This window comes from Myxococcus sp. AM011 (genome assembly GCF_013372595.1).
GTDB classification, from domain to species: Bacteria; Myxococcota; Myxococcia; order Myxococcales; family Myxococcaceae; genus Myxococcus; species Myxococcus eversor.
This window is the reverse complement of record NZ_JABXEM010000231.1, coordinates 1-19,400: the sequence shown is the minus strand read 5'-3', so window position 1 is coordinate 19,400 and position 19,400 is coordinate 1. Positions and strand designations below refer to the sequence as shown.

The following is a 19,400-nucleotide window of genomic DNA, read 5'->3' as shown; positions in this document are numbered from 1 at the left end:
GGCGCGGGGTGTCCTCGTGCGCGTCCGCCGGGGCGGGGGGAAGGGCGGACTCGTCGCCCATGCCCTTGAGCCGGCGCGCCAGCTGCGCGGCCTGCTCGCCCTTGGCACCCAGCTCATGGCCCTGCGCGCCGATGAAGGACACGCGGGCGCGCTCCAAGAGCGCCACCTGCGCGTGGAGCTGGGCGACCAGCCGCTCGCGCTTGCGGCTCAGCGCATCCAGGTGGTTGAGCTCCTCGCCCAGTGAGGACGCGGCCAGCTCCAGCTGGCGGCGCGCCACGGTGTCCTGGATGGCGGCGGCGCGCGCGCGCAATTCCTTCACCTGTGCGTCCACGTCATGGGCCACGACGGAGTCGAGCTGCGCGGTGAGCGCCGAGTGGGCTTCCGCGAGCGAGAAGCTCTCCGCGGCCATCTTTTCAATCACGCCCACCAACTCCTGCCGCCCGGTGCTCGCGGGCATGCGCAGCACCGCCGCCTTGCACTGCTGGTACAGCCCGAGCGCGCGCGCGGCCAGCTCCTGGGCCTCGCCCTTGAGCGTGTCGCCGAGCGCCAGGCCGCGGGCCTCCACCGTGTCGGTGTGCAGCACCACGTGCGAGGGCAGCGTGCCGATGCTCCAGAAGAGGGCCACGCAGGCGAAGCCCACCACCAGGGACACCAGGTTCATGTCACCCAGGAAGCGGGCGTCCAGCACCTGCTGCACGTACAGGCCCACCGGGGCGAGGATGCCGGCGGCGGCGGCGCTCGCGGCGACGGCGGTGGAGGTGCCCGCGCTCTCGCGGCCGTTGCCCAGCCACGTCACCAGCGCCGCGGCGATGCAGGCCGCCAGGCTCTGGGGCAGCGGGTGGGGCGCGGAGAAGAGGAAGGGGAACACCGGCAGCACGGCGAGCGCCGCGCGCAGGCCCAGCCCGTAGCCCTTCAGGGGCTTCGCGGCGGCGAGCGCGGCGGCCACCACCGCGAAGTAGCCCGGCTCCAGCGTCAGCCGGACGATGGGCGTGAAGGGCTCCCAGACCCGCAGCGCGAGCGCCGCGAAGATGCCCATACAGGCTCCTCCCCCCAGTGCGCGAAAGGTGCGGGATTCGAACTCCTCGCGGTGGAGGAACTGCAGGGAGAGGGCCATGGGCTGCACACCGTCCTGACTAATAGGCGTTGTTCTCGCCGAAGTTCTTCATCGTCTTCTTGTAGAGGTTCAGCGACTCGCGGCGAACGTCACCGTCATTCGACGCCCGCCCATAGGCTGCCTCTGTCTGGTCCAGCTCCGCAAGCTCCCCCGACAGCGCGGCGGCGGACGAGCCGAAAAGCTTCCGGGCGTTGCCCAGCAGACCCACGGCGCCCTTGCGGTTGCCGCGCTTCATCTCCTCCACCGCGGCGCGCATCTGCTGGGTTCCCAACGCTCGCACCGCGTGCACGCGCACGTCCCGGTCCAGGTGGGCGCGCACCAGGGCGGCGTCCTCGGTGACCTGGGCCTTCAGGGGCAGGGTGGACTCGGCCATCATGTCCCGGGCCACGTCCAGGTAGTGCACGGTGGCGTCGAGCAGGGGCAGGGCTTCCGAGGTGGCGCTCGCTCGCAGCGTCAGCTTCACGACGACGCGGACGGACTGCTCTCCGGACAGGTCGTACAGCGGCACCTTGACGACGGCGCCCTCGCGGGTGGAGGGCAGGCCCATGACCTCCACGTCGCGGACGGACGGGGGCAGGGTGAGCCGCAGCTCCACGCGGCGGGCGACGGTGCTGGTGGCCTGGTCCAGCTCGCGGGAGAAGACCTCCGCCAGCCGGGAGGAGTCGTTGAGGAAGCCGGAGAAGCCGCCGCCCTGCTCGGCCATGCCGCGCATGAGGGAGGCCTGGAAGTCCTCGCCCACGCCGAGCGCGCTCACGGTGATGCCCTCGTCGCGCAGGCGGCGCGTGAGCTGGAACAGCTCCGGCTCCGTCACCAGGCCCGCCGTCGGCTGGCCGTCGCTCAGCAGGATGGCGCGGCTGACGCGGAACTGGGAGAGGTGGCCGCGCAGCGCGGAGGCCGCCTCGGTGAGTCCGCCGCTGATGTTGGTGGAGCCGTCGTCCTGGATGCCGTCGATGGAGGCGAGCAGCTCCGCGCGGACCTCGGAGGTGACGAGGCGGCTGGGGATGACCTTCACGTCGGTGCCGTAGTGGATCAACGCGAGCCGGTCCTCGGGCGTCAGGCGGTTCACCAGCTCGGTGGCGGCGCGCTTGGCGTCCGCGAGCTTCTGGCCGGACATGGAGCCAGAGCGGTCCACGACGAGGGCCATGTTCACGGGGACGCGGCGCTGGGCCTCCACGGGGCGGGCCTTGAGCTCCATCCACGCGAAGGCCTCGCTGTCGCCCGTCTGGACATAGGTGCCGGACAGCTTGCCGGTGAGCGTGAGGGCCCCGTCGGAGGGCTGCGCGACGAGCAGCGGCAGCACGGCGGTGGCGGGCTGGTCATCCGGCCGGGCCACGGTGTGGCTGGTGTCGGTGACGGGAGGAGGCGGCGGCGGGGCGGGCTTGCCCAGCGAGAGCGCGCCCAGGGCGAGCAATCCAGCGGCGGACAGCAGCAGCAGGGTGCGGTTCATGTGTGGCCTCGGGGTGTGAGGGCTGAAGTGAGTGGCACAGTCGCCCGTCAGAGCCCCGGGGCGCATCGGTCACCGGGAGGAGGGTCCCCCCGATGACCGATGGAGCGATGTCAGGCGTTGCGTGGGTGGAGGAAAACCCAGACGTCTGTCCATGCGACGTGCCCGGTGCCGGGGCGAACCCCGTGGAGCGCCGTGGATCCACCGAACCCGCGATTCGTTCCCAGGATTCGAGAAACGACGCAACTCCCACCAGGGGACCCCGATAATCGGGAATGACCACGATTGGAAAGCCTGGTTCGCGCCCCGCCCTCACCGTGAAGCCCGAGCCGAAGCCGGAGCCGGTGAAGCAGGCCGCCCAGGCCCAGCGCGCGGACCCCGTGAAGACGGCCGTCGCGCAGCGGATGAAGGACGGCTTCGACGCGGCCCCGCGCACGGGTTCGGCGTCCCGTCCGGTGCTCTCCGAGATTCGGGGTGAGGGCGCGCCGGTGGGTCCGGGAAGCGCGGCGGGCAAGTCCAATCCGCCTGTCGCGGCCACGGGCCCTCAGGTCAGCACGAACGCGAATGGTCAGACGGTGGTGGACCTGGGCACGGGGAACAACACCGCGACGGTGTCGCAGGGCCAGGATGGCTCGCTGACGGTCAGGTCTGGCACGGACTCGGTGACGCTGACGCCGGAGCAGGCCAGGGGCGCCATCATCAACGGCGGCGACGGCAACGACACGATTACGCTGGATGCGAGCGTCACCCAGGACGTCACGGTGGACGGCGGCGCGGGCAACGACAAGCTGACGGGCGGCCGGGGCAACGACACGCTCATCGGCGGCGCGGGCAACGACACGGTGCTGGGTGGCGCGGGCAACGACTCCGTCTCGGGTGACGACGGCGACGACTACGTCGAGGGTGGCGCTGGCAACGACCTGGTGAACGGTGGCGCGGGTCGCGACGTCCTCTACGGCCTGGATGGAGATGACCTGGTGAACGGCGGCGAGGGCCGCGACTACATCGACGCGGGCGCGGGCAACGACACGGCGACGGGCGGCGCGGGGGATGACCAGGTCATCGGTGGCCGGGGCGACGACTCGCTGAGCGGTGGCGAGGGCAACGACGCGGTGGCCGGTGGTGAGGGCAAGGATACGGTCAACGGCAACGGTGGGACGGACAAGCTCTACGTCGAGGAGGGCGAGGAGAGCGCCGACTCGGCCGGGGACACGCGGACCATCGTCGACATGACGAACGCGAGCACGCGCGGCAGCTCCGTGTCGGTGACGGGCAGCCCGGAGTTCCAGGCGCGCGTGCAGTCGGACCTGGACGCGATGCGCTCGCTGCCGTCGGGCCAGGACCTGCTGCGCTCGCTGGATGCCAGCGGCAAGACGACGACCATCTCGGAGACGTCCGGCGGCAACACGGCGAACGGCACCCACTTCAACGACGGCTTCTTCAACGCGGACGGCACGGCGGGCAAGGGCACGAACGCGACGGTGAACTACAACACCTCGCGCATCTCCCTGGGCGCCGACGAGTGGATGAACCGTCCTCCGATTGTCGGCCTGTTCCACGAGCTGGTGCACGCGTCGGACCTGAACAACGGCACGCTGGCGAACGGCTCGAAGGACGGCACGCGCAACCTCGAGACGTCCGCGGTGGGCCTGCCCATCGACCTGGACCAGAACCCGGCCACGCCGGACGTGGTGCAGGGTGGCCGCCCCGGTGAGAACGTCCTCCGCGACGACCTGAACCTGCCGACCCGGCCGCACTACTAGCCGCTGTTGATCCGCTCCCGGCTTTCGAGAAACGACGCAACTGTTGTCCGGGGAACCCGATAATCGGGAAGGTCGGCGTTCGTCCGCCCCGGCATTGACCGCTGGGACTGTACCGGGTGCCTCGTCTTCAGGGAGAAATCGTCATGACCACGATTGGCAAGTCCGGTACGCGTCCCACCCTCACCGTGAAGCCCGAGCCGAAGCCGGAGCCGGTGAAGCAGACCGCCCAGGCTCAGCGCCCCGACGCGGTGAAGACGGCCGTCGCCCAGCGGATGAAGGACGGCTTCGAAGCGGCCCCGCGTACGGGCCCTGCTGCATCCCGTTCCGCACAGGGCAGTGACTTCGAGAGCGCCCGGCCTCCTCCGAGTGGCCCCGGTTCCACGGTGGGCAAGGCCGTGGCCGCCGCGGCCAACGCCATCAAGCAGGCCGTCGCGGGCACGGGCCCTCAGGTCAGCACCAACGCGAATGGCCAGACGGTGGTGGACCTGGGCGCAGGCAACAACGATGCCCGGGTGACGATGAACCGGAGCGGCGGGCTGACCATCACCTCCGGCTCCGACTCGGTGACGCTGACGCCCGAGCAGTCCAAGAACGCCATCATCCAGGGCGGCGCTGGCAACGACACCATCACCGTGGATCCGAACGTCACCGTCGACCTCACGATTGATGGCGGCGCGGGCAACGACAAGCTGACGGGCGGCGCGGGCCACGACACGCTCACCGGCGGCGTGGGCAATGACACGCTCATCGGTGGCAACGGCAACGACTCCATCTCCGGCGACGACGGCGACGACTACATCGAGGCCGGCGCGGGCAACGACCTGGTGAACGGTGGCGCGGGCCGTGACGTGCTCTACGGCCTGGATGGCGATGACCTGCTCAACGGCGGCGAGGGTCGCGACTACATCGACGCGGGCGCGGGCAACGACACGGCGACGGGCGGCGCGGGTGACGACCAGGTCATCGGCGGCCGGGGCGACGACTCGCTGAGCGGTGGCGAGGGCAACGACGCGGTGGCGGGTGGCGCGGGCAAGGACACCGTCAGCGGCAACGGCGGCGACGACAAGCTCTACGTCGAGGCGGACGAGAAGACCGACGACGTCGCTGGGGATACGCGGACCATCGTCGACATGAAGGACGCGGAGAAGCGGGGCCGCTCAGTGACGGTGGAGGGCAGCCCGGAGTTCCAGGCGCGCGTGCAGTCGGACCTGGACGCGATGCGCTCGCTGCCGTCGGGCCAGGACCTGCTGCGCTCGCTGGACGACAGCGGCCACTCGACGACCATCAAGGAGACGACGGGTGGCAACTCGGCGTCCGCCTCGAACAAGGACGACGCCTGGTTCAATGCGGACGGCACGCCGGGCAAGGGCACCGACGGCACGGTGAACTACAACACCTCGCGCATCTCCCTGGGCAGCGAGGAGTGGATGAACCGACCGCCCGTGGTGGCGCTGTTCCACGAGCTGGTGCACGCGTCCGACTACGCCAACGGCACGCTGGCGAACGGGGAGAAGAACGGCACCAACAACCGCGAGACGTCCGCGGTGGGCCTGCCCATCGACCTGGACCAGAACCCGGCCACGCCGGACATCGTGCAGGGCGGCCGCCCCGGTGAGAACGTCCTCCGCGACGACCTGAACCTGCCCACCCGGCCGCGCTACTAAGCTCTGTCGCGCATGAGAGCCCTGCTCCAAGCTGGCGCCTGCTGCATGGCGCTGGTGATATTCGTGGGCTGCACGCGGGCTTCGAATCAGCCCGCGCATCCGGGAGGACGCGTGGCCCAGGCGGACGTGGAGCTGAAGGTGGAGTCGGTGACGAGCGGGCCCGAGGGGCTCGCCGTCGCGTACGCGGTGCGCAACGCCACGTCCCACGCGGTGCTGCTGGTGGACGGGCTGCCGGAGTGGGGCCCCACGGGCTACGTGGGCCTCGCCCCCGAGCGCGCCTATGTGGACTTCTCCGGCGACGACGCGGTGCTGCTGCGTCAGCTCGTGCCCGTGCCGGAGAACCTGGACGTGGAGGCCCCCGAGGTCCCCGCCCTGAGCCGCGTGGAGCCGGGCGCCACCGCGTCCCGTCGCCTGCTCGTGCCCCTGCCGCTGCGCACGTCGATGCCCTATCCCACGGGCCCCGAGGTGACGCGCGAGCTGTCCACCGTGCGCGAGCTGCGCCTGCGCGTGGGCTACGTGCCGGATGCGGCCGACCTGCGCCTGCACGGAGCGCCAGAGTCGGCGGGCCTCACGTACCGCACGGCCGAGTACGGCCAGGTGCTGACGCGCCAGCAGATATTGGACAGCGGACCCCTGCCGCTGGACGGCGTGAAGTAGGCCCCGCTCAGGGCTCGAGTCGCAGCAGCAGGAAGTTCGGCTCGTCGTGTCCCGGCGTGGCGAAGAAGCGGAACGACTCCGCGCGAGGCAGCTCGCGGAAGGCGTCTGACTTCACGGCCTGGAGCACGGCCGCGTGCGCGCATTGGAGGGTGCGCACCAGCAGCAGCTTCTGGAGCGGTTCGAACACCTCCAGCTCGCGAAGCGCTTCGTCCTCGGTCAGCTCCACCAGCGTCGCTCCGAGCGAGCCCAGGTCGAAGCCGCCAGAGGAGTCGAAGTTCGTCGCGCCGAACTCCAGCACGTTCTCCGTCTCCGTCTCCTCGTAGGAGCAGTCGACGAGCCCCTCTCCCCACACCATCTGCGGCACGTAGGGGCTCACGTCCCCGCCCGCCCAGTAGAGGCGCAGGGCGGACAGCGGCCGGATGCGCGCCGTGCGCACGCCGTCCCGCTCCTCCCAGGCATATGCCTCCGGACGCAGGTAGCGAGGCTGGCGGTACATCCCGAAGCTCTTCACCAGCCCGGCCGTCATCTCGGCGACGAGCCCTTCGTCAATCGCCTCGGCCTCGGCCACCTGCTCGCGGACGAGGGCGAACCCGTCCGCCTGGCGCACCTCCTCCAGCAGCCGCGCCGCGCAGGCTGGAAGGTCCCTCAGCTCCACGTCATTCCACATGGGTCCTCACGCCTCCGCGGTGGGACGCCGCAAGCGGACCAGGTCTTCCACCACGCGCCTCACGCGCCCCTCGTCGAAGGGCTTCTCCAGCAGGATGTTGGGAATGCTCGCGAGGAACTCGCGCGCGCCGGTGGTGAAGGCCCCGCCCGACACGAAGACGAAGCGGCCCTCCAGGCCCGCGTGCTCGCGCCGCACGGACTCGTAGACGTCGCGGCCCGTCAGGTCCGGCATCATCACGTCGCACAGCACCGCGTCTGGCTCCATGCCCTGCTCCAGCAACTCCAGCGCCTGTCGCCCGCTGCACGCCACCTCCACCTCGTGGCCCCGGAGGATGCGCTGCAACACGCGCCCCACCGCGGGCTCGTCGTCCACCACCAGCACGCGGCCTCGGGGTTGGATGAGGGGCCGGGGCGTCACGTCGAGCGCCGCCGCGGCAGCGCGCGTGTCCTGCTCCATGGTGGGCAGGCTGACGCGGAAGATGGTGCCCTTGCCGGGCTCGCTCTCCACGGTGATGTCACCGCCCAGCCCGTGGATGATGCTGTGACAGATGGACAGGCCCAGGCCCGTGCCCACGCCCACCGGCTTCGTGGTGAAGAACGGGTCGAAGATGCGGTCGATGACCTCTTTCTGAATCCCCACGCCCGTGTCCTGCACCTCCACCACCACCCGCGAGCGCCCGTCCCGCCGTGTCGCCAGCCGGATTTCATGCCGGTGCGCGGAGCCCTCCGGAATCGCCTGCGCCGCGTTCACCACGAGGTTCAGGAACACCTGGCTCAGCTTCCCCTCGTTCGCCATCACCGGGGGGATGTCGCCGTAGTTCCGCCGGAGCTGCGCGCGGTGGCGAATCTCGTTCGCCGCCATCATCGCCACCGACTCCAGCACCCCGTGCACGTCCAGCGGCGACACGTTCTCCTCGTCGGGCCGGGAGAACGTCTTGAGCTGACGGACAATCTGCCGCACCCGCTCCGCGCCCTCGCAGGCCTCGTGCAGCACCTCCAGCCACTCGCCCAAATCCGGCTCGCCGCGCAGCCGGGCCTGGAGCGCCGTCGCGCCGTCGCCGGGGGGCAGGTTGCGGCGGAACTCGTCCGACAGGAAGCTCAGGTTGGACAGCACGAAGGCCAGCGGGTTGTTGATTTCGTGAGCGATTCCCGCCGCCAGCGTGCCCACCGAGGCCAACCGGTCCGCCAGCGTCAGCCGCGCCTGGAGCTGCCGCTGCTCCGTCACGTCCCGGGCGATGGAGACGACGGCGGGCTGTCCGTCGAAGCGCAGGGGCAGTGAGACGACCTCCGCCACGCGTGTGCGTCCGTCGCGCCGCACCAGCCGCCGCTCGCCGGTGAGCGCGCCCGCCCTCACCGCCTCCGTGCCGCGCATGTCCTTCACGAACTCCGACAACTGGCGGCCCACCAACTGCTCCGCGCGCTCGAAGCCCAGCGTGCCCACCAGCGCCGCGTTCGCGTAGACGATGTGCCCGTCCCGCTCAATCGCCGCCGCGTCCGGCACGCCCTCCAGGAGCGCGCGGAAGCTGGCCTCGGACAGGCGCAGCGCCTCCTCGGCCTGACGTCGCTCGGTGATGTCGCGCGCCAGGCCCTCCACCGCCACCATGCGCCCCATCGCGTCCGTCACCGGCACGACGACGTGCTCCAGCCACAGCGTGCGCCCATCCGGATGCAGGTAGCGCACCGTCACCGGCGCGCCGGCCGACGCGCGCGGGGCCTCCAGCAGTCGCTCCAGCGCGTCGCGGTCCTCCGGGTGCACGCGCCGGTACCACAGGTCCGCGTCGCCGTAGTGCGCCACCGGCCCGTAGCCCAGCTTCGCGTGCGCCACCCGGCTGACGTAGACGAAGCCTCGCGGCGCCTCGCAGCGGTACAGGTACAGCACGTCGGACGCGTTCTCCGCGAGCTGTCGGAACCGCCGCTCCCGCTCGCGCAGCGCGCGCTCCGACTCCCGCCGCTCCAGCGCCACGGAGACGGCGCCCGCCGCCGCGGACAACAGGTCCACCTCCAGCCGGTCCCACCGCCGCGCCTCCGCGCAGTTGTCGAAGCCCACGAAGCCCGTCAGCACGCCCTGCACGCGCAGCGGCAGGACGAGGATGGAGAGGATGCCCTGCGGCTCCAGCAGCTCGCGCTCCACGGGGGGAAACGTCTCCACCAGGCCCTCGATGACGTCGCCGCGCGACAGCGTCTTCAGCCACCGCTCCAGGTCCGGCATCATCGGGAGGTTCTGCAGTTGCGGATTGTCTATCTCCGCGCCCACGCCCGGCGCGCACCACTCCGCGCGCTGGCTGCAGAGGTGGTTGCCATCGGGGCTGGGGTGCAGCTCGAAGACGTACACGCGGCTGGCGCCCGAGGACTGGCCCAGCGGCTCCAGCACCGGCCCGTACAGGTCTCCGCCGTCGCGCACCGCGAGCAGCCGCTGCTGCACCTCCACCAGCGCGGTGAGGTAGCGCTCACGCCGCGCCAGCGCGCCGTCGGACGCCTTGCGCTCGGTGATGTCGTTGAGCGTCCCGGACGTGCCCAGCACCGCGCCGTCCTCGCCCATCATCAGCCGCCCGTAGACCTCCACCCACCGGAAGCCGCCGCCGCGATTCACGTAGCGCACCTCCGTGCGCACGTACTCCAGCTCCTTCGTCACCAGCTTGCGCAACCCCTCCAGGCTGCGCCGCTGGTCCTCCTCGTAGACGAACTCCGAGAAGTGCCTGCCCAGCGATTCCTCCACCGGGTGGCCCGTGATTTCCGACCACGCCGGGTTGAGGAACGTCCACGCACCTTCCGCGTTCGTCTGGAAGACGACCTCCTTCAGGCTGTCGATGACGAGCCGATACCGGCGCTCGTGGGGAGTCCAATCAGGCCTGGCGGGCGGCGTCTGCATGTTGAGGCTCGAGGAAGTGGACGCGTCGTCCGAACGAGGAGTTCGGGCGATGTACAACTATCCAACGATTCAGGATTTCCTGCAGGACAGGCAAGGGGGCTGGCCTGACCCCAGGAAGGTTGGGATTCAGACCGCGCCCTCTCAGGTGTTGAGCGAGGGCAGGGAGTTGTCTTCCTTCGGGCGGGTCGGAATGCCACCATGCCACGAGCGGAAATTCCCTGAACTCATGTCCTCTGGCCGCGCCCCGCTTTCGAAGATTCATCAGGTGCTCGCGGAACGGGCGGAAGCCCGGCTGAGCGATGCCGCCCTGCGCCTGCTCGTCGAGCAGACGGGCGAAGCGCTCGTCCTGATGGATGCCATGGGCACCGTCCTCGTCTTCAATTCAGAGGCGGGACGCCAGTTCCGCATCCCCATGCCGGAGCGCCTGGAGCGAGGCGGACTGCCTGGGTGTGACTGGGTGCGCGCCGACAATATGTCCGTGTCACTGGAAGTTTCTCCACTGACGCGTGCGCTCATGGGGGAGCCGGTTCGCGAGGAGCGCTGGGGTCTTCGCCGACCGGACGGAACCGTGGTGGTGCTGCGAGGCAGCGTGTTCCCGGTGTCCCCGGACGGGAGCTTGAAGCCGTCGGGGGTGCTGCTGCGTGCGCGGGAGGAGCTGCTGCCTCGCCTGGACGCGGCGCGAGGCGCGAAGCTGCTGGCGGAGGCGGGAGCGCTGCTGGGCGCCGAGCTGGAGACCGAGGCGCAGATGGAGCCGCTGCTGCGGCTGCTGGTGCCCACGCTGGCGGACGCCGGAGTGCTCTTCCTGGGCTCGTCCGGCGAGTCGGTGCGCGCCGTGGCCGCGGTGCACGCGGAGCCGGAGCGGCACGTGTCGCTGGTGGAGATGCTGTGCCGGTATCCGCCGGACTCGCTGGACCCTCGGGGGCTGCCCGCCCTGTTCCTCACGGGCCGCACGGAGCGGACGGCGGAGCTGTCGGAGGAGCACCAGGTGGCCCTCGCGCGGGACGCGGAGCACGCGCGGCTCCTGCTCTCGCTGGGGCTGAGCAGCTACCTGGGCGTGCCGCTGGTGGCGCGCGGGCGCATCATCGGCGCGCTGGTGCTGTACCGCACGGATGGCGCGCCGGGCTTCGGCGACGAGGACGAGCGGCTGGCGGAGGAGCTCTCGCGGCGCACCGCGCTGTCCCTGGACAACGCGCGGCTCCTGCGCGAGGCGCGCGAGGCGGTGCGTCTGCGCGACGAGTTCCTCGGCATCGCCAGCCACGAGCTGAAGACGCCGCTGACGCCGCTGCACTTGAAGGTGCAGTTGCTCCAGCGGCAGGTGGAGCTGCTGGCGTTGAACGGCAAGCCGGTGTCCGCCGAGCGCGTCTCGGAGACGCTGGAGGTGGTGCAGCGCCAGGTGCGCAAGCTGACGAGCCTGGTGGACAACCTGCTGGACGTGTCGCGCATCACCGCCGGCCGCTTGAAGCTGGAGCTGGAGGAGATGGACCTGGCGAGCGTGGCGGCGGAAATCCTCTACCGCTTCGCGCCGTCGGCCGCGCAGCTCCACTGCTCGCTGGAGCTGCACGCGCCGGTGCCGGTGCTGGGGCGGTGGGACCGGCTGCGGTTGGAGCAGGTGGTGACGAACCTGCTCTCCAACGCGCTGAAGTACGGCGCCGGAAAGCCGGTGCGCATGAGCGTGGAGGCGGACGGCCGCACCGCGCGCCTCACCGTGGAGGACGGCGGCATCGGCATCTCCGCGCGGGACTTGCCGCGCATCTTCGAGCGCTTCGAGCGCGCGGTGAGCGACAGGCACTACGGTGGCCTGGGCCTGGGGCTCTACATCACCCGGCAGATTGTGGAGGCGTTCGGCGGCACGGTGAAGGCCACCAGCGAGCTGGGGGCTGGCTCCACCTTCGTGCTGGAGCTGCCGCGCGGCGACATCCCCGAGGAGTGGCTGTCGGTGGCCGGCGCGCCCGAGCCCTCGCCGTGAGCCGAAGCCCCTGTCCCCTCAGGCCGCCACGTCGCTGATGTGCGGCACGACTTCACGGGGCAGGCGCACGTGGAACGCGCTGCCCTGCTGGGGCCCCGGGCTCTCCGCCCAGATGGTGCCGCCGTGGCGCTCCACGATTTCGCGGCAGATGAAGAGGCCCAGCCCCAGCCCGCCGTAGTGCCGCGCGGTGGCGTTGGACGCGCGCGCGAAGGGCTTGAAGAGGCCGGCCAGGCTCTCCGGTGGAATGCCGATGCCCTGGTCCTTCACGTGGATGAGGACCTGGTCCGCGGCCTCCTCCAGCGTCACGCACACCGCGCCGCCCTGGGGCGAGTAGCGCACGGCGTTGCTCACGAGATTCGTGATGACCTGGTCCAGCCGGGGCGCGTCCCAGTCGCCTTCCACGGGGTGCTCGGGCACGCGCAGCTCGAAGGCGATGCCGCCCTCGCCGCGCAGCTCGAAGCGCTCCATCACCTCGCGCAGCACCGGCGTCAGGTCCACGCGTTGGCGCTCCAGCTCGAAGCGGCCGCCCTGGATGCGCGCCGTGTCGAGCAGGTCATCCACCAGCCGCGCCAGCCGCTCCGTCTGTCGGGCCATGGAGCGCAGCGCCTTGAGCAGCCGCTCGCGCTCCGGGAAGTCGCCGCTCTTCTCCAGGCGCTGGAGCGTGAGCGCGGCGAAGCCCTTGAGCGGCGTCAGCGGCGTGCGCAGCTCGTGGCTGGCCACGCTGAGGAACTCCTCGCGCGTGCGCACCGCCTCCTTCAGCTCCCGCTGCGCCTCGCCCGTGCGGTCCGCCATCTCGTTGAAGCCGCGCGCCAGCTCTCCCAGTTCGTCGTCCTCCTCCACGTCCACGCGCCGGTCCAAATCCCCCGCGGCCAGGGCGGCGGTGGCCTCGCGCAGCGTGCCGAGCCTCCGGATGACGTCGCGCGCGACGAGCTGGGAGAGCCCCAGCGCCATCAGCACGCCCATCAGCACCAGGCCCACCACCGCCGCGCTCATGCGCGTAATCGCCGCGTAGGCCACGCCCAGCTCCTGCGTCACCACGACGCTCCACGGCGAGCCCTCCACCGGGGCCTCGGCCGCGAGCACGCGTCGGTCCGCCGCGTCGAAGGCCTCCAGCACGCCGCCACCCGGGCGCTCCAGCTCCTCGCGCAGGGCATCCGGCAGGTGGGCCGCGCCCAGGAGCCGCGCGCCCGTTGCCGTGTCTCGAAGGACTTTCTGTCCGCGCCGGTCCATCACCTGCACGCGGAAGCGCTGGGACGCGGGCGTGGCGGCCTCGCTCAGTCGCTCCAGGGACAACAGGCCCACCAGCACTCCGCGCCGCGAGCCCTCCAGCTCGAACGGCAGGGCCACCGCCACCAGCGGGTGGTTGTGGGGCCGCATGAAGGGCAGCGACAGCGGTAGCTCGCCGGGCGCGGGCGGCTGGGGGAAGTGCTCCTGGAGGTTGAAGCCCCAGCCCTCTGGCCCCTCGGACGTGGCCAGCACCTGGGCGTTCTCGTCCATCGTCAACGCGGCGTGGAAGGTGCGCTCGCGGGCGGCGAGGTTGGCGAGGTACGGCTCCAGCCGCTCGCGCTCTCCACTGGCGAGCGCCGCGCGGAAGCCCGGGGACTCCAGGAGCAGGTGCAGCGACTCGCGCGAGTCATCCAGGTAGCGCCGCAGGAAGTCCGCCTCGCCCGCGGCGGCGTAGCGCGTGTCGTCGCGCACCTGCTTCTCGATGGCCTTCTGCGCCAGGTAGGCGGCGAGGCCCCCCAGCGCGAGCAGCGGCACCAGCCCCGCGAAGGCCAGCCCGCGCAAGAGCTTCCAACCCACGGTGCGCGGCGCGCGCGGACGCCAGTTCAGCGCCTGCGCGACGCAGGAGAGGGCCAGCACGGTGTACACGGCCGCGCCCAGCCATGAGGCGCCGCGGGCCAGCGCGTAGGCCAGCAGCGCGAAGGGCGCCGCCAGCATGGCCAATAGCAGCGGCGGCATGCGCGGGTGCAGCCAGCGCGAGGGCAACAGCAGGCCCACGCCGCCCGCGGTGAACAGCAGCCCCACCAGCGGACGCAGCGGCGACAGGTGCGCGTAGACGGACAGCGGGAAGCGCTCGGGCACGGCGAGCATCGCCACGCCGAAGGCCGTGCCGGTGAGGGCCACCATCACTCGCAGCGTGGGCCGCTGGCGCATGGAGGGCCACGCCTCCAGCAGCAGGCCCACGAAGAGCAGCGGGTACATGGCGATGCCCGTGAGGCTGCCGGGCAGGACATTCAGCACCCACCAGTACAGGCCGATGGCCGCGCCCAGCAGCAGGCGTCCGCCCACGTCCAGCCAGCGCGGGGCGCGCGGGTACAGGAGCGCGCCCATCAAGCAGATGCTGCCGGTGAGGTAGGTGACGCCGAGCAGGCGCACGTACGGGTAGAGCGGCCGGAAGGCGGCCACGCGGAACTCGTACGGCACATACGTCATCAGCACGCCGAACAGCAGGCCGATGAGGGCGGCGGGCCACGTGAGTGGCAGCAGCGTCGCGGTGGGGGAGGGCGCCTGGAGTGAACGCGGTGCGGAAAGTGGGGACATCTTCCCGGATTCACGCGTGTCGGGGCCCATGGGTTCTAGTGCTTGCTCGCGTTTCGTCGGGGGCAGGACACCCCGGACGACAGGGGTGGGACACCTGGGCTCAGGCGACCTCGAGCACCGTCCACTCGCGCACCTCACCCGCCAGCGTGACTTCGATGGTGTCGCCCGCCTTGCGGCCCATGAGCGCGCGGCCCACGGGGGAGGCGGGGGTGATGACGGACAGGAAGCCGTCGCCGCCGGGCCCTGTCAGCTCCGTGCCCGCGCCCACGGGCAGCACGAAGAAGGTGCGCTCGGCGAAGCCCTCTTCGTCCTCGGTGCTCACGTCCACCAGCGCACCCAGGCCCACGGGCCCCTGACGCGGGAAGCGCGGCACCGGCCCCTGGCCGAAATTGGAGAGCGCCTTGAGCTCTTCCTGCACGCGGCGGGCGCGATTCGCCTGGCCCGTGGCCAGGCTGCCGAACTCCAGCGCGGCGCGGCCGTCCTCTCGCTTCTCCGACTCGGTGGCCAGGCTGCGGGCCGCCTCGCGGGCCTCGGCCTCGGCCCGGTGGGCCAGCCTGTCGCTCTGCTGGAGGCGCTCGGCGAGCTGCAGCATCAATGCCTGCTTGTCGAGTGACATGGTGGCACAGAACTGTAGCGCCCCTCGGCGACACCTCCAGTTTTCGGCCAGGCGCGCGCGGTGGTGGTGCGGGCCGTGGGTGCGAGGGCTGGTGCGGTGCGACATCCCGTGTGGCCTCTCGTTCTCCAGCCGGTACGCGGTCCTGGTGCTCAACGGGAAGGAGCCCGGAGTGGGTGAGGAGGAGTTGGAGGCGAAGGTGCGCACCATCGCCGACTCGATTGATGAGAAAGTGGGACTCGCCGTCACGCACTTCCCCCGAATCCAGTCGCTCGTCGCGCGGCTTCTCGGAGACGGTGGGAGGCTCTGGTGAATGAGCGTCAACGCAAGCAGGTGAAGGTGCTCGCCGAGCAGGTGCTGAAGGGCGCGGGCGACGTGGTGGTGGAGTGGGGGAGCGACGGGCACCTGGAGGCGGGGCTCACGCAGGTCGACGAGGAGACGGGGGAGGTGCTCTCCCGGCTGTTCGTGTCGACGCGAGGCGACGTGGTGCGGCCCAGGCTCGCCGCGCGACTGGGTGTGGCGGCGCAGGCCGAGGAGCTGGCGCGTCGACTGGGGGCGCTGAAGCTCGCGCCCCGGAAGGAGGCCCCGCTCCGCAAGCAGGAGCTGAAGCTGATTCCCGGGGCGTTGGAGCACCTGACGCGCGTCTTCGATTACGGGACGTATCCGCTGGAGTCCGTCTTCGACTACACGAACGGCGGGGACTGGGACTCGCTCGAGGACGAGCGCGTGAAGCGCCTGGTGCTGGAGCAATTCGTCGCGCACGTCCGGGCGCGGCGGGAGGAGGAGAAGACGTGGCCGGACGTCCTGGAGGCGGACCGGGTGGAGGCGGCCTTCGCTTCGCTGGAGCGCGCGGGCATCGTCGCGGAGATGGGCGCCACCGACACGCAGAGCAGCGGCTGGAGCCTGGTCCGCGAACTGGCGGTGGAGCTCCGGGCGAAAGGCAAGAAGCCCTGGGGCGCGGCCTTCTTCCACGAGCAGGACCTGGAGGGCGCGTTCGAAGGCGAGGCGATGTGCATCTCCTTCGGCACGCTGGACAAGGAGCGCTCCGACAAGGACCTGGACGTGGCGCGCGCCGTCATCAAGGCGCTGCGAAAGCAAGGCTTCGAGCCGGAGTGGCCCGGCACCGCGGACAGCCGCATCGAGCTGCTGCCCGCGTTCGTCTGGCGACGCAGGCGCGCGCGAGTCGACACCACGAAGCGCCTGGAGCTGGGCCCCAGCGAGTACAGCCTCTTCCCCGGTGGGCTGGTGGAGTTCCTCCCCCGGCTGCACGTGCTCTCGTTCTGGGCACACCGTCAGCGACTGACGGACATGCGCTCGGAGAGCGTCGAGCATCTCACCGTGGAGTACGAGCGGGAGGATGATGCCCGGGAGGTCCTCGATGAGGTGCGACAGCAGGCGATGGAGCGCTTCCCCCGACTGCGCAAGCTGGTCATCCAGGCGGACGACTTCGCGCACACCGCGCGCTTCCCGAAGTGAGCGCGGGGATGTGCCGTGAAGGGAACAAGGGCTTGAGTGACACGCGAGCCTCCGTTGCCTGAATCGGGCATGCTGCCCCGCATGACGCCCCAGGAACTGTCCCAGAAGGCCCGGCAGCTCGTCGCGGAAGGCGCGGTGCTGCTGGACGTGCGCACCCCCCAGGAGTTCCAGCAAGGACACCCGGACGCCGCGCGCAACATCCCCGTGCAGGAGCTGGCCCAGCGCGTCGCCGAGGTAGGCGCGCCCGGCACCCGCGTGGTGGTGTACTGCGCAGCCGGAGGCCGCAGCGCGGTGGCCTCACAAATTTTGCGCGCCAATGGTTTCCCGGACGTGTTCGACCTGCGGTCCGTGAACAACTGGTAACCCCCTGTCCGGGTGGGAGGGGCCGGACGCGTGGCGCGTGACATGGGGGGCGGGTTGGAGCAGCGTGCCGCCGCTCCCTCCATGAACCGCACCGCTGGCTTCCTCATCGTGGCCCTGTCCGGAGCGTGCTTCGGCGCGCTCGGGCTCTTCGGTCGCCTCGCCTATGCGGCGGGTGCGGACGTCTTCACGCTGCTCTTCCTGCGCTTCACGCTCGCCGGAGCGGTGCTCGCCGCCTTCATGGTGGCGATGCGCCAGCCGCTGCCGAAGGGCCGCTTGCTGGTGGGGCTCATCCTGCTGGGCGCGGTGGGCTACGTGAGCGAGGCGGGCGTGTACTTCGCCGCGCTCCAGTTCGCCCCCGCCGGACTGGTGGCGCTGCTCTTGTATTCGTTCCCCGCGCTGGTGGCGCTCCTTCAAGTCGTGGTGTTCCGCGAGCGCCTGGGCCGGCTCAAGTGGGTGGCGGTGGTGCTGGCCCTGTGCGGCACGGGGCTGACGGCGGACCTGCGGCAGGGCGCGGTGACGCCGACGGGCGTCTTCCTGGGCCTGCTGTCCGCGCTGCTCTACGCGGTGTACGTCGTCACCAGCGCGCGCGTGGCGGGCAAGGCGGGGCCGCTGGTCTCCAGCACCGTCATCCTCTCGTCCGCGGGGATTGTCTTCGGCCTGGCCATGCTGGTGAAGGGGCCGTCCTTTCCCACCACGGGCCTGGGCTGGAGCGCGGTGGTGGGGTTGTCGCTCATCTCCACCGTGGCCGCTGTCTTCCTCTTCTTCCTGGGCATGGCGCGCATCGGCCCGGTGAACACCTCGCTGGTGTCCAACATGGAGCCGCTGACGGCGGTGGTGCTGAGCGCGCTCTTCCTCGACGAGCGGCTCAGCCTGCGTCAGGTGCTCGGTGGTGCGCTCATCCTCACCGCCGCGGTGCTGCTGGCCCGCTCGGACACGCCGGGGGAGCACCTGCCGCCTCCCGAGGATGCGAAGGCCGAGGGGCCGGCCTGAGACGCTTCGAGCGTTACCGGGACACGCGGCGCAGGAACTGGCTCACGTCGCGAACGAAGGTCTGCGGCAGCTCCGCGTGGGGCGCGTGGCCGGTGTTCGAGTAGAGGATGTAGCGCGCATCGGGCAGCGCGTTGACGAGCGCCTGCTGCTGCGCGACGGGGAAGAAGCCGTCCTGGTCTCCTCCCACCACGAGCACGGGCACGCGGATGTGGCGCAGGCGCGAGGAGTGGTTCTCCGCGAGCATGCCGTCGAGAGTGTCCTGCCAAACGCGCGCGGGGACCTTCAGGCTCTCCGAGACGAGCGTGTCCAGGTACGAGGCCGGCACGGGGCGGACGAAGGTGCTCGACTGGAACTCGCGGACGAAGACCGGGTCCACGGTGCCTACCTGCTCGTCGACGACGGACTTGAGGAACAGGGCGACCTCGTTGCCCGCGACGGTGGGCGCAGAGCCGACCAGGACCAGGGCCTCCACGCGGCGCGGGAAGTCGAGCGCCACCTGCTGCGCGATGAAGCTGCCCATGGAGTGGCCGACGAGGATGGCGTCGCGCTCGCCCACGGCGTCGAGGAAGGCCGCCACGTCCGCGGCGAAGGATTGCTGCGTGTAGCAACACACCGGGCGCGTCGAGTCACCGTGTCCACGCTGGTCCAGCGCGTAGATGTGGAAGTCGCGGGAGAAGAGCGACAGGTTCAAGTCCCAGGTGTGGTGCGAGTCCGTGTAGCCATGGAGGAAGACCACGGCGGGTCCGTTGCGCGAGCCCTGCTCCACGTAGCGCAGGGTGACGCCGGTGCGCAGGCGGACGGAGCGCTCGCGAGGGGCGGTGGAGGACAGCTCGCTGGACTGCTCGGTCAGCGCTTCGGACGGGGCCGGTGTCTCGGTGGGCGCGGGCTCGGAGGCGGGGCCACAGGCGAGAAGGGGCAGCGTGAGCAGGGCGGCGAGAAGTGTCTTCATGGGTGCGTGCCTTGTTCAGGGCCGGCGGGTCATCCGCCGTAACGCACACCATTCTACGCCTACCTCTGACATTGCCTCCCCTGGCATGACGTGTGGGGTCGTATTCACTCAGGCCCGAGGTGAAACAGACCCGGAAGCGATGTCTGTCATCAGTCGGGGCGGAAGGTTTTCATCCGGGCGAAATCATGTGTGAGACATGTTTCAGCGTGCGCCCCGCCTGGGGGATTCACTGCGCTTCTTCAGCGGCCTTGGACTCTTCCTTTTCCGCGGCCGGTGCATCCGAGGAGGGGGCAGGTCCATACACGGGCTCGCTGGAGGGGGC

At 71.0% G+C, this 19,400-nt stretch carries 15 protein-coding genes; 8 read left to right on the top strand and 7 right to left on the bottom strand.

What is annotated here, in order from left to right; translation table 11 throughout:
- Together HUW62_RS35600 and HUW62_RS35595 are read right to left on the bottom strand one after the other, a co-directional pair.
- Positions 1-1,114: hypothetical protein (locus HUW62_RS35600; RefSeq protein ID WP_176436957.1), on the bottom strand; the 1,114-nt coding region annotated here is incomplete at its 3' end.
- Positions 1,115-1,133: 19 nt separating this feature from the next.
- On the bottom strand, positions 1,134-2,561 hold the full coding sequence (locus tag HUW62_RS35595) for a VWA domain-containing protein (RefSeq protein ID WP_176436956.1): 1,428 nt from the start codon (positions 2,559-2,561) through the stop codon (positions 1,134-1,136).
- Positions 2,562-2,833: 272 nt separating this feature from the next.
- On the opposite strand from HUW62_RS35595, the gene HUW62_RS35590 reads away from it, so the two are divergent.
- The 3 genes from HUW62_RS35590 (at position 2,834) to HUW62_RS35580 (ending at position 6,642) form a co-directional block, all read left to right on the top strand.
- Entirely contained in the window at positions 2,834-4,321 is a 1,488-nt protein-coding gene (locus HUW62_RS35590; protein WP_176436955.1) for a M91 family zinc metallopeptidase, read from the top strand.
- A gap of 143 nt (positions 4,322-4,464) precedes the next feature.
- The gene (locus HUW62_RS35585) at positions 4,465-5,985 is read left to right on the top strand and encodes a M91 family zinc metallopeptidase (RefSeq protein WP_176436954.1); all 1,521 of its coding nucleotides are present in this window, start codon (positions 4,465-4,467) and stop codon (positions 5,983-5,985) included.
- Between the two features lie 45 nt (positions 5,986-6,030).
- Positions 6,031-6,642 (top strand): hypothetical protein, encoded by a 612-nt coding sequence (locus HUW62_RS35580; RefSeq protein ID WP_240356626.1) that lies wholly within the window; start codon positions 6,031-6,033, stop codon positions 6,640-6,642.
- A 7-nt stretch (positions 6,643-6,649) separates the two neighbouring features.
- Here the strand turns inward: HUW62_RS35580 and HUW62_RS35575 are convergent, their stop codons facing one another.
- Together HUW62_RS35575 and HUW62_RS35570 are read right to left on the bottom strand one after the other, a co-directional pair.
- Positions 6,650-7,309 carry a hypothetical protein gene (locus tag HUW62_RS35575; protein WP_176436953.1) on the bottom strand — a complete coding sequence of 220 codons (660 nt, stop codon included), beginning with the start codon at positions 7,307-7,309 and terminating at the stop codon, positions 6,650-6,652.
- Positions 7,310-7,315: 6 nt separating this feature from the next.
- A complete protein-coding gene (locus HUW62_RS35570) occupies positions 7,316-10,177 on the bottom strand; it encodes a PAS domain S-box protein (protein ID WP_176436952.1) in 2,862 nt (953 codons plus the stop codon).
- Positions 10,178-10,403: 226 nt separating this feature from the next.
- On the opposite strand from HUW62_RS35570, the gene HUW62_RS35565 reads away from it, so the two are divergent.
- Complete coding sequence (locus HUW62_RS35565) at positions 10,404-12,143, top strand: ATP-binding protein (RefSeq protein ID WP_176436951.1); 1,740 nt, start codon at positions 10,404-10,406, stop codon at positions 12,141-12,143.
- An 18-nt stretch (positions 12,144-12,161) separates the two neighbouring features.
- Here the strand turns inward: HUW62_RS35565 and HUW62_RS35560 are convergent, their stop codons facing one another.
- Together HUW62_RS35560 and HUW62_RS35555 are read right to left on the bottom strand one after the other, a co-directional pair.
- Positions 12,162-14,687: a sensor histidine kinase gene (locus tag HUW62_RS35560; protein WP_240356624.1), complete on the bottom strand. Its 2,526-nt coding sequence runs from the start codon at positions 14,685-14,687 to the stop codon at positions 12,162-12,164.
- A 100-nt stretch (positions 14,688-14,787) separates the two neighbouring features.
- Positions 14,788-15,303, bottom strand: a complete 516-nt coding sequence (locus HUW62_RS35555) for a GreA/GreB family elongation factor (RefSeq protein ID WP_141641679.1) — start codon at positions 15,301-15,303, stop codon at positions 14,788-14,790.
- Between the two features lie 91 nt (positions 15,304-15,394).
- Between HUW62_RS35555 and HUW62_RS35550 the strand changes: the two genes are divergently transcribed.
- The 4 genes from HUW62_RS35550 (at position 15,395) to HUW62_RS35535 (ending at position 18,129) form a co-directional block, all read left to right on the top strand.
- A complete protein-coding gene (locus HUW62_RS35550; RefSeq protein WP_163867743.1) occupies positions 15,395-15,613 on the top strand; it encodes a hypothetical protein in 219 nt (72 codons plus the stop codon).
- Positions 15,610-16,776, top strand: coding sequence for a hypothetical protein (locus HUW62_RS35545; RefSeq protein WP_176436950.1), 1,167 nt, complete (start codon positions 15,610-15,612; stop codon positions 16,774-16,776). Before HUW62_RS35550 ends, HUW62_RS35545 begins: the two co-directional genes overlap by 4 nt.
- A gap of 81 nt (positions 16,777-16,857) precedes the next feature.
- Positions 16,858-17,139, top strand: a complete 282-nt coding sequence (locus HUW62_RS35540; RefSeq protein WP_176436959.1) for a rhodanese-like domain-containing protein — start codon at positions 16,858-16,860, stop codon at positions 17,137-17,139.
- A 30-nt stretch (positions 17,140-17,169) separates the two neighbouring features.
- The gene (locus HUW62_RS35535; protein ID WP_368670560.1) at positions 17,170-18,129 is read left to right on the top strand and encodes a DMT family transporter; all 960 of its coding nucleotides are present in this window, start codon (positions 17,170-17,172) and stop codon (positions 18,127-18,129) included.
- A gap of 13 nt (positions 18,130-18,142) precedes the next feature.
- On the opposite strand, the gene HUW62_RS35530 is transcribed toward HUW62_RS35535, so the two are convergent.
- Positions 18,143-19,078 (bottom strand): alpha/beta fold hydrolase, encoded by a 936-nt coding sequence (locus HUW62_RS35530; RefSeq protein ID WP_176436949.1) that lies wholly within the window; start codon positions 19,076-19,078, stop codon positions 18,143-18,145.
- Positions 19,079-19,400: the final 322 nt, after the last annotated feature.

Excerpts from the sequence above, each read along its gene's own strand:
- HUW62_RS35560 (WP_240356624.1), bottom strand. The coding sequence starts at position 14,687 with ATGTCCCCACTTTCCGCACCGCGTTCACTCCAGGCGCCCTCCCCCACC.
- HUW62_RS35575 (WP_176436953.1), bottom strand. The coding sequence starts at position 7,309 with ATGTGGAATGACGTGGAGCTGAGGGACCTTCCAGCCTGCGCGGCGCGG.
- HUW62_RS35555 (WP_141641679.1), bottom strand. The coding sequence starts at position 15,303 with ATGTCACTCGACAAGCAGGCATTGATGCTGCAGCTCGCCGAGCGCCTC.
- HUW62_RS35595 (WP_176436956.1), bottom strand. The coding sequence starts at position 2,561 with ATGAACCGCACCCTGCTGCTGCTGTCCGCCGCTGGATTGCTCGCCCTG.
- HUW62_RS35585 (WP_176436954.1), top strand. The coding sequence starts at position 4,465 with ATGACCACGATTGGCAAGTCCGGTACGCGTCCCACCCTCACCGTGAAG.
- HUW62_RS35565 (WP_176436951.1), top strand. The coding sequence starts at position 10,404 with ATGTCCTCTGGCCGCGCCCCGCTTTCGAAGATTCATCAGGTGCTCGCG.
- HUW62_RS35530 (WP_176436949.1), bottom strand. The coding sequence starts at position 19,078 with ATGAAGACACTTCTCGCCGCCCTGCTCACGCTGCCCCTTCTCGCCTGT.
- HUW62_RS35570 (WP_176436952.1), bottom strand. The coding sequence starts at position 10,177 with ATGCAGACGCCGCCCGCCAGGCCTGATTGGACTCCCCACGAGCGCCGG.
- HUW62_RS35590 (WP_176436955.1), top strand. The coding sequence starts at position 2,834 with ATGACCACGATTGGAAAGCCTGGTTCGCGCCCCGCCCTCACCGTGAAG.
- HUW62_RS35580 (WP_240356626.1), top strand. The coding sequence starts at position 6,031 with ATGGCGCTGGTGATATTCGTGGGCTGCACGCGGGCTTCGAATCAGCCC.
- HUW62_RS35540 (WP_176436959.1), top strand. The coding sequence starts at position 16,858 with ATGACGCCCCAGGAACTGTCCCAGAAGGCCCGGCAGCTCGTCGCGGAA.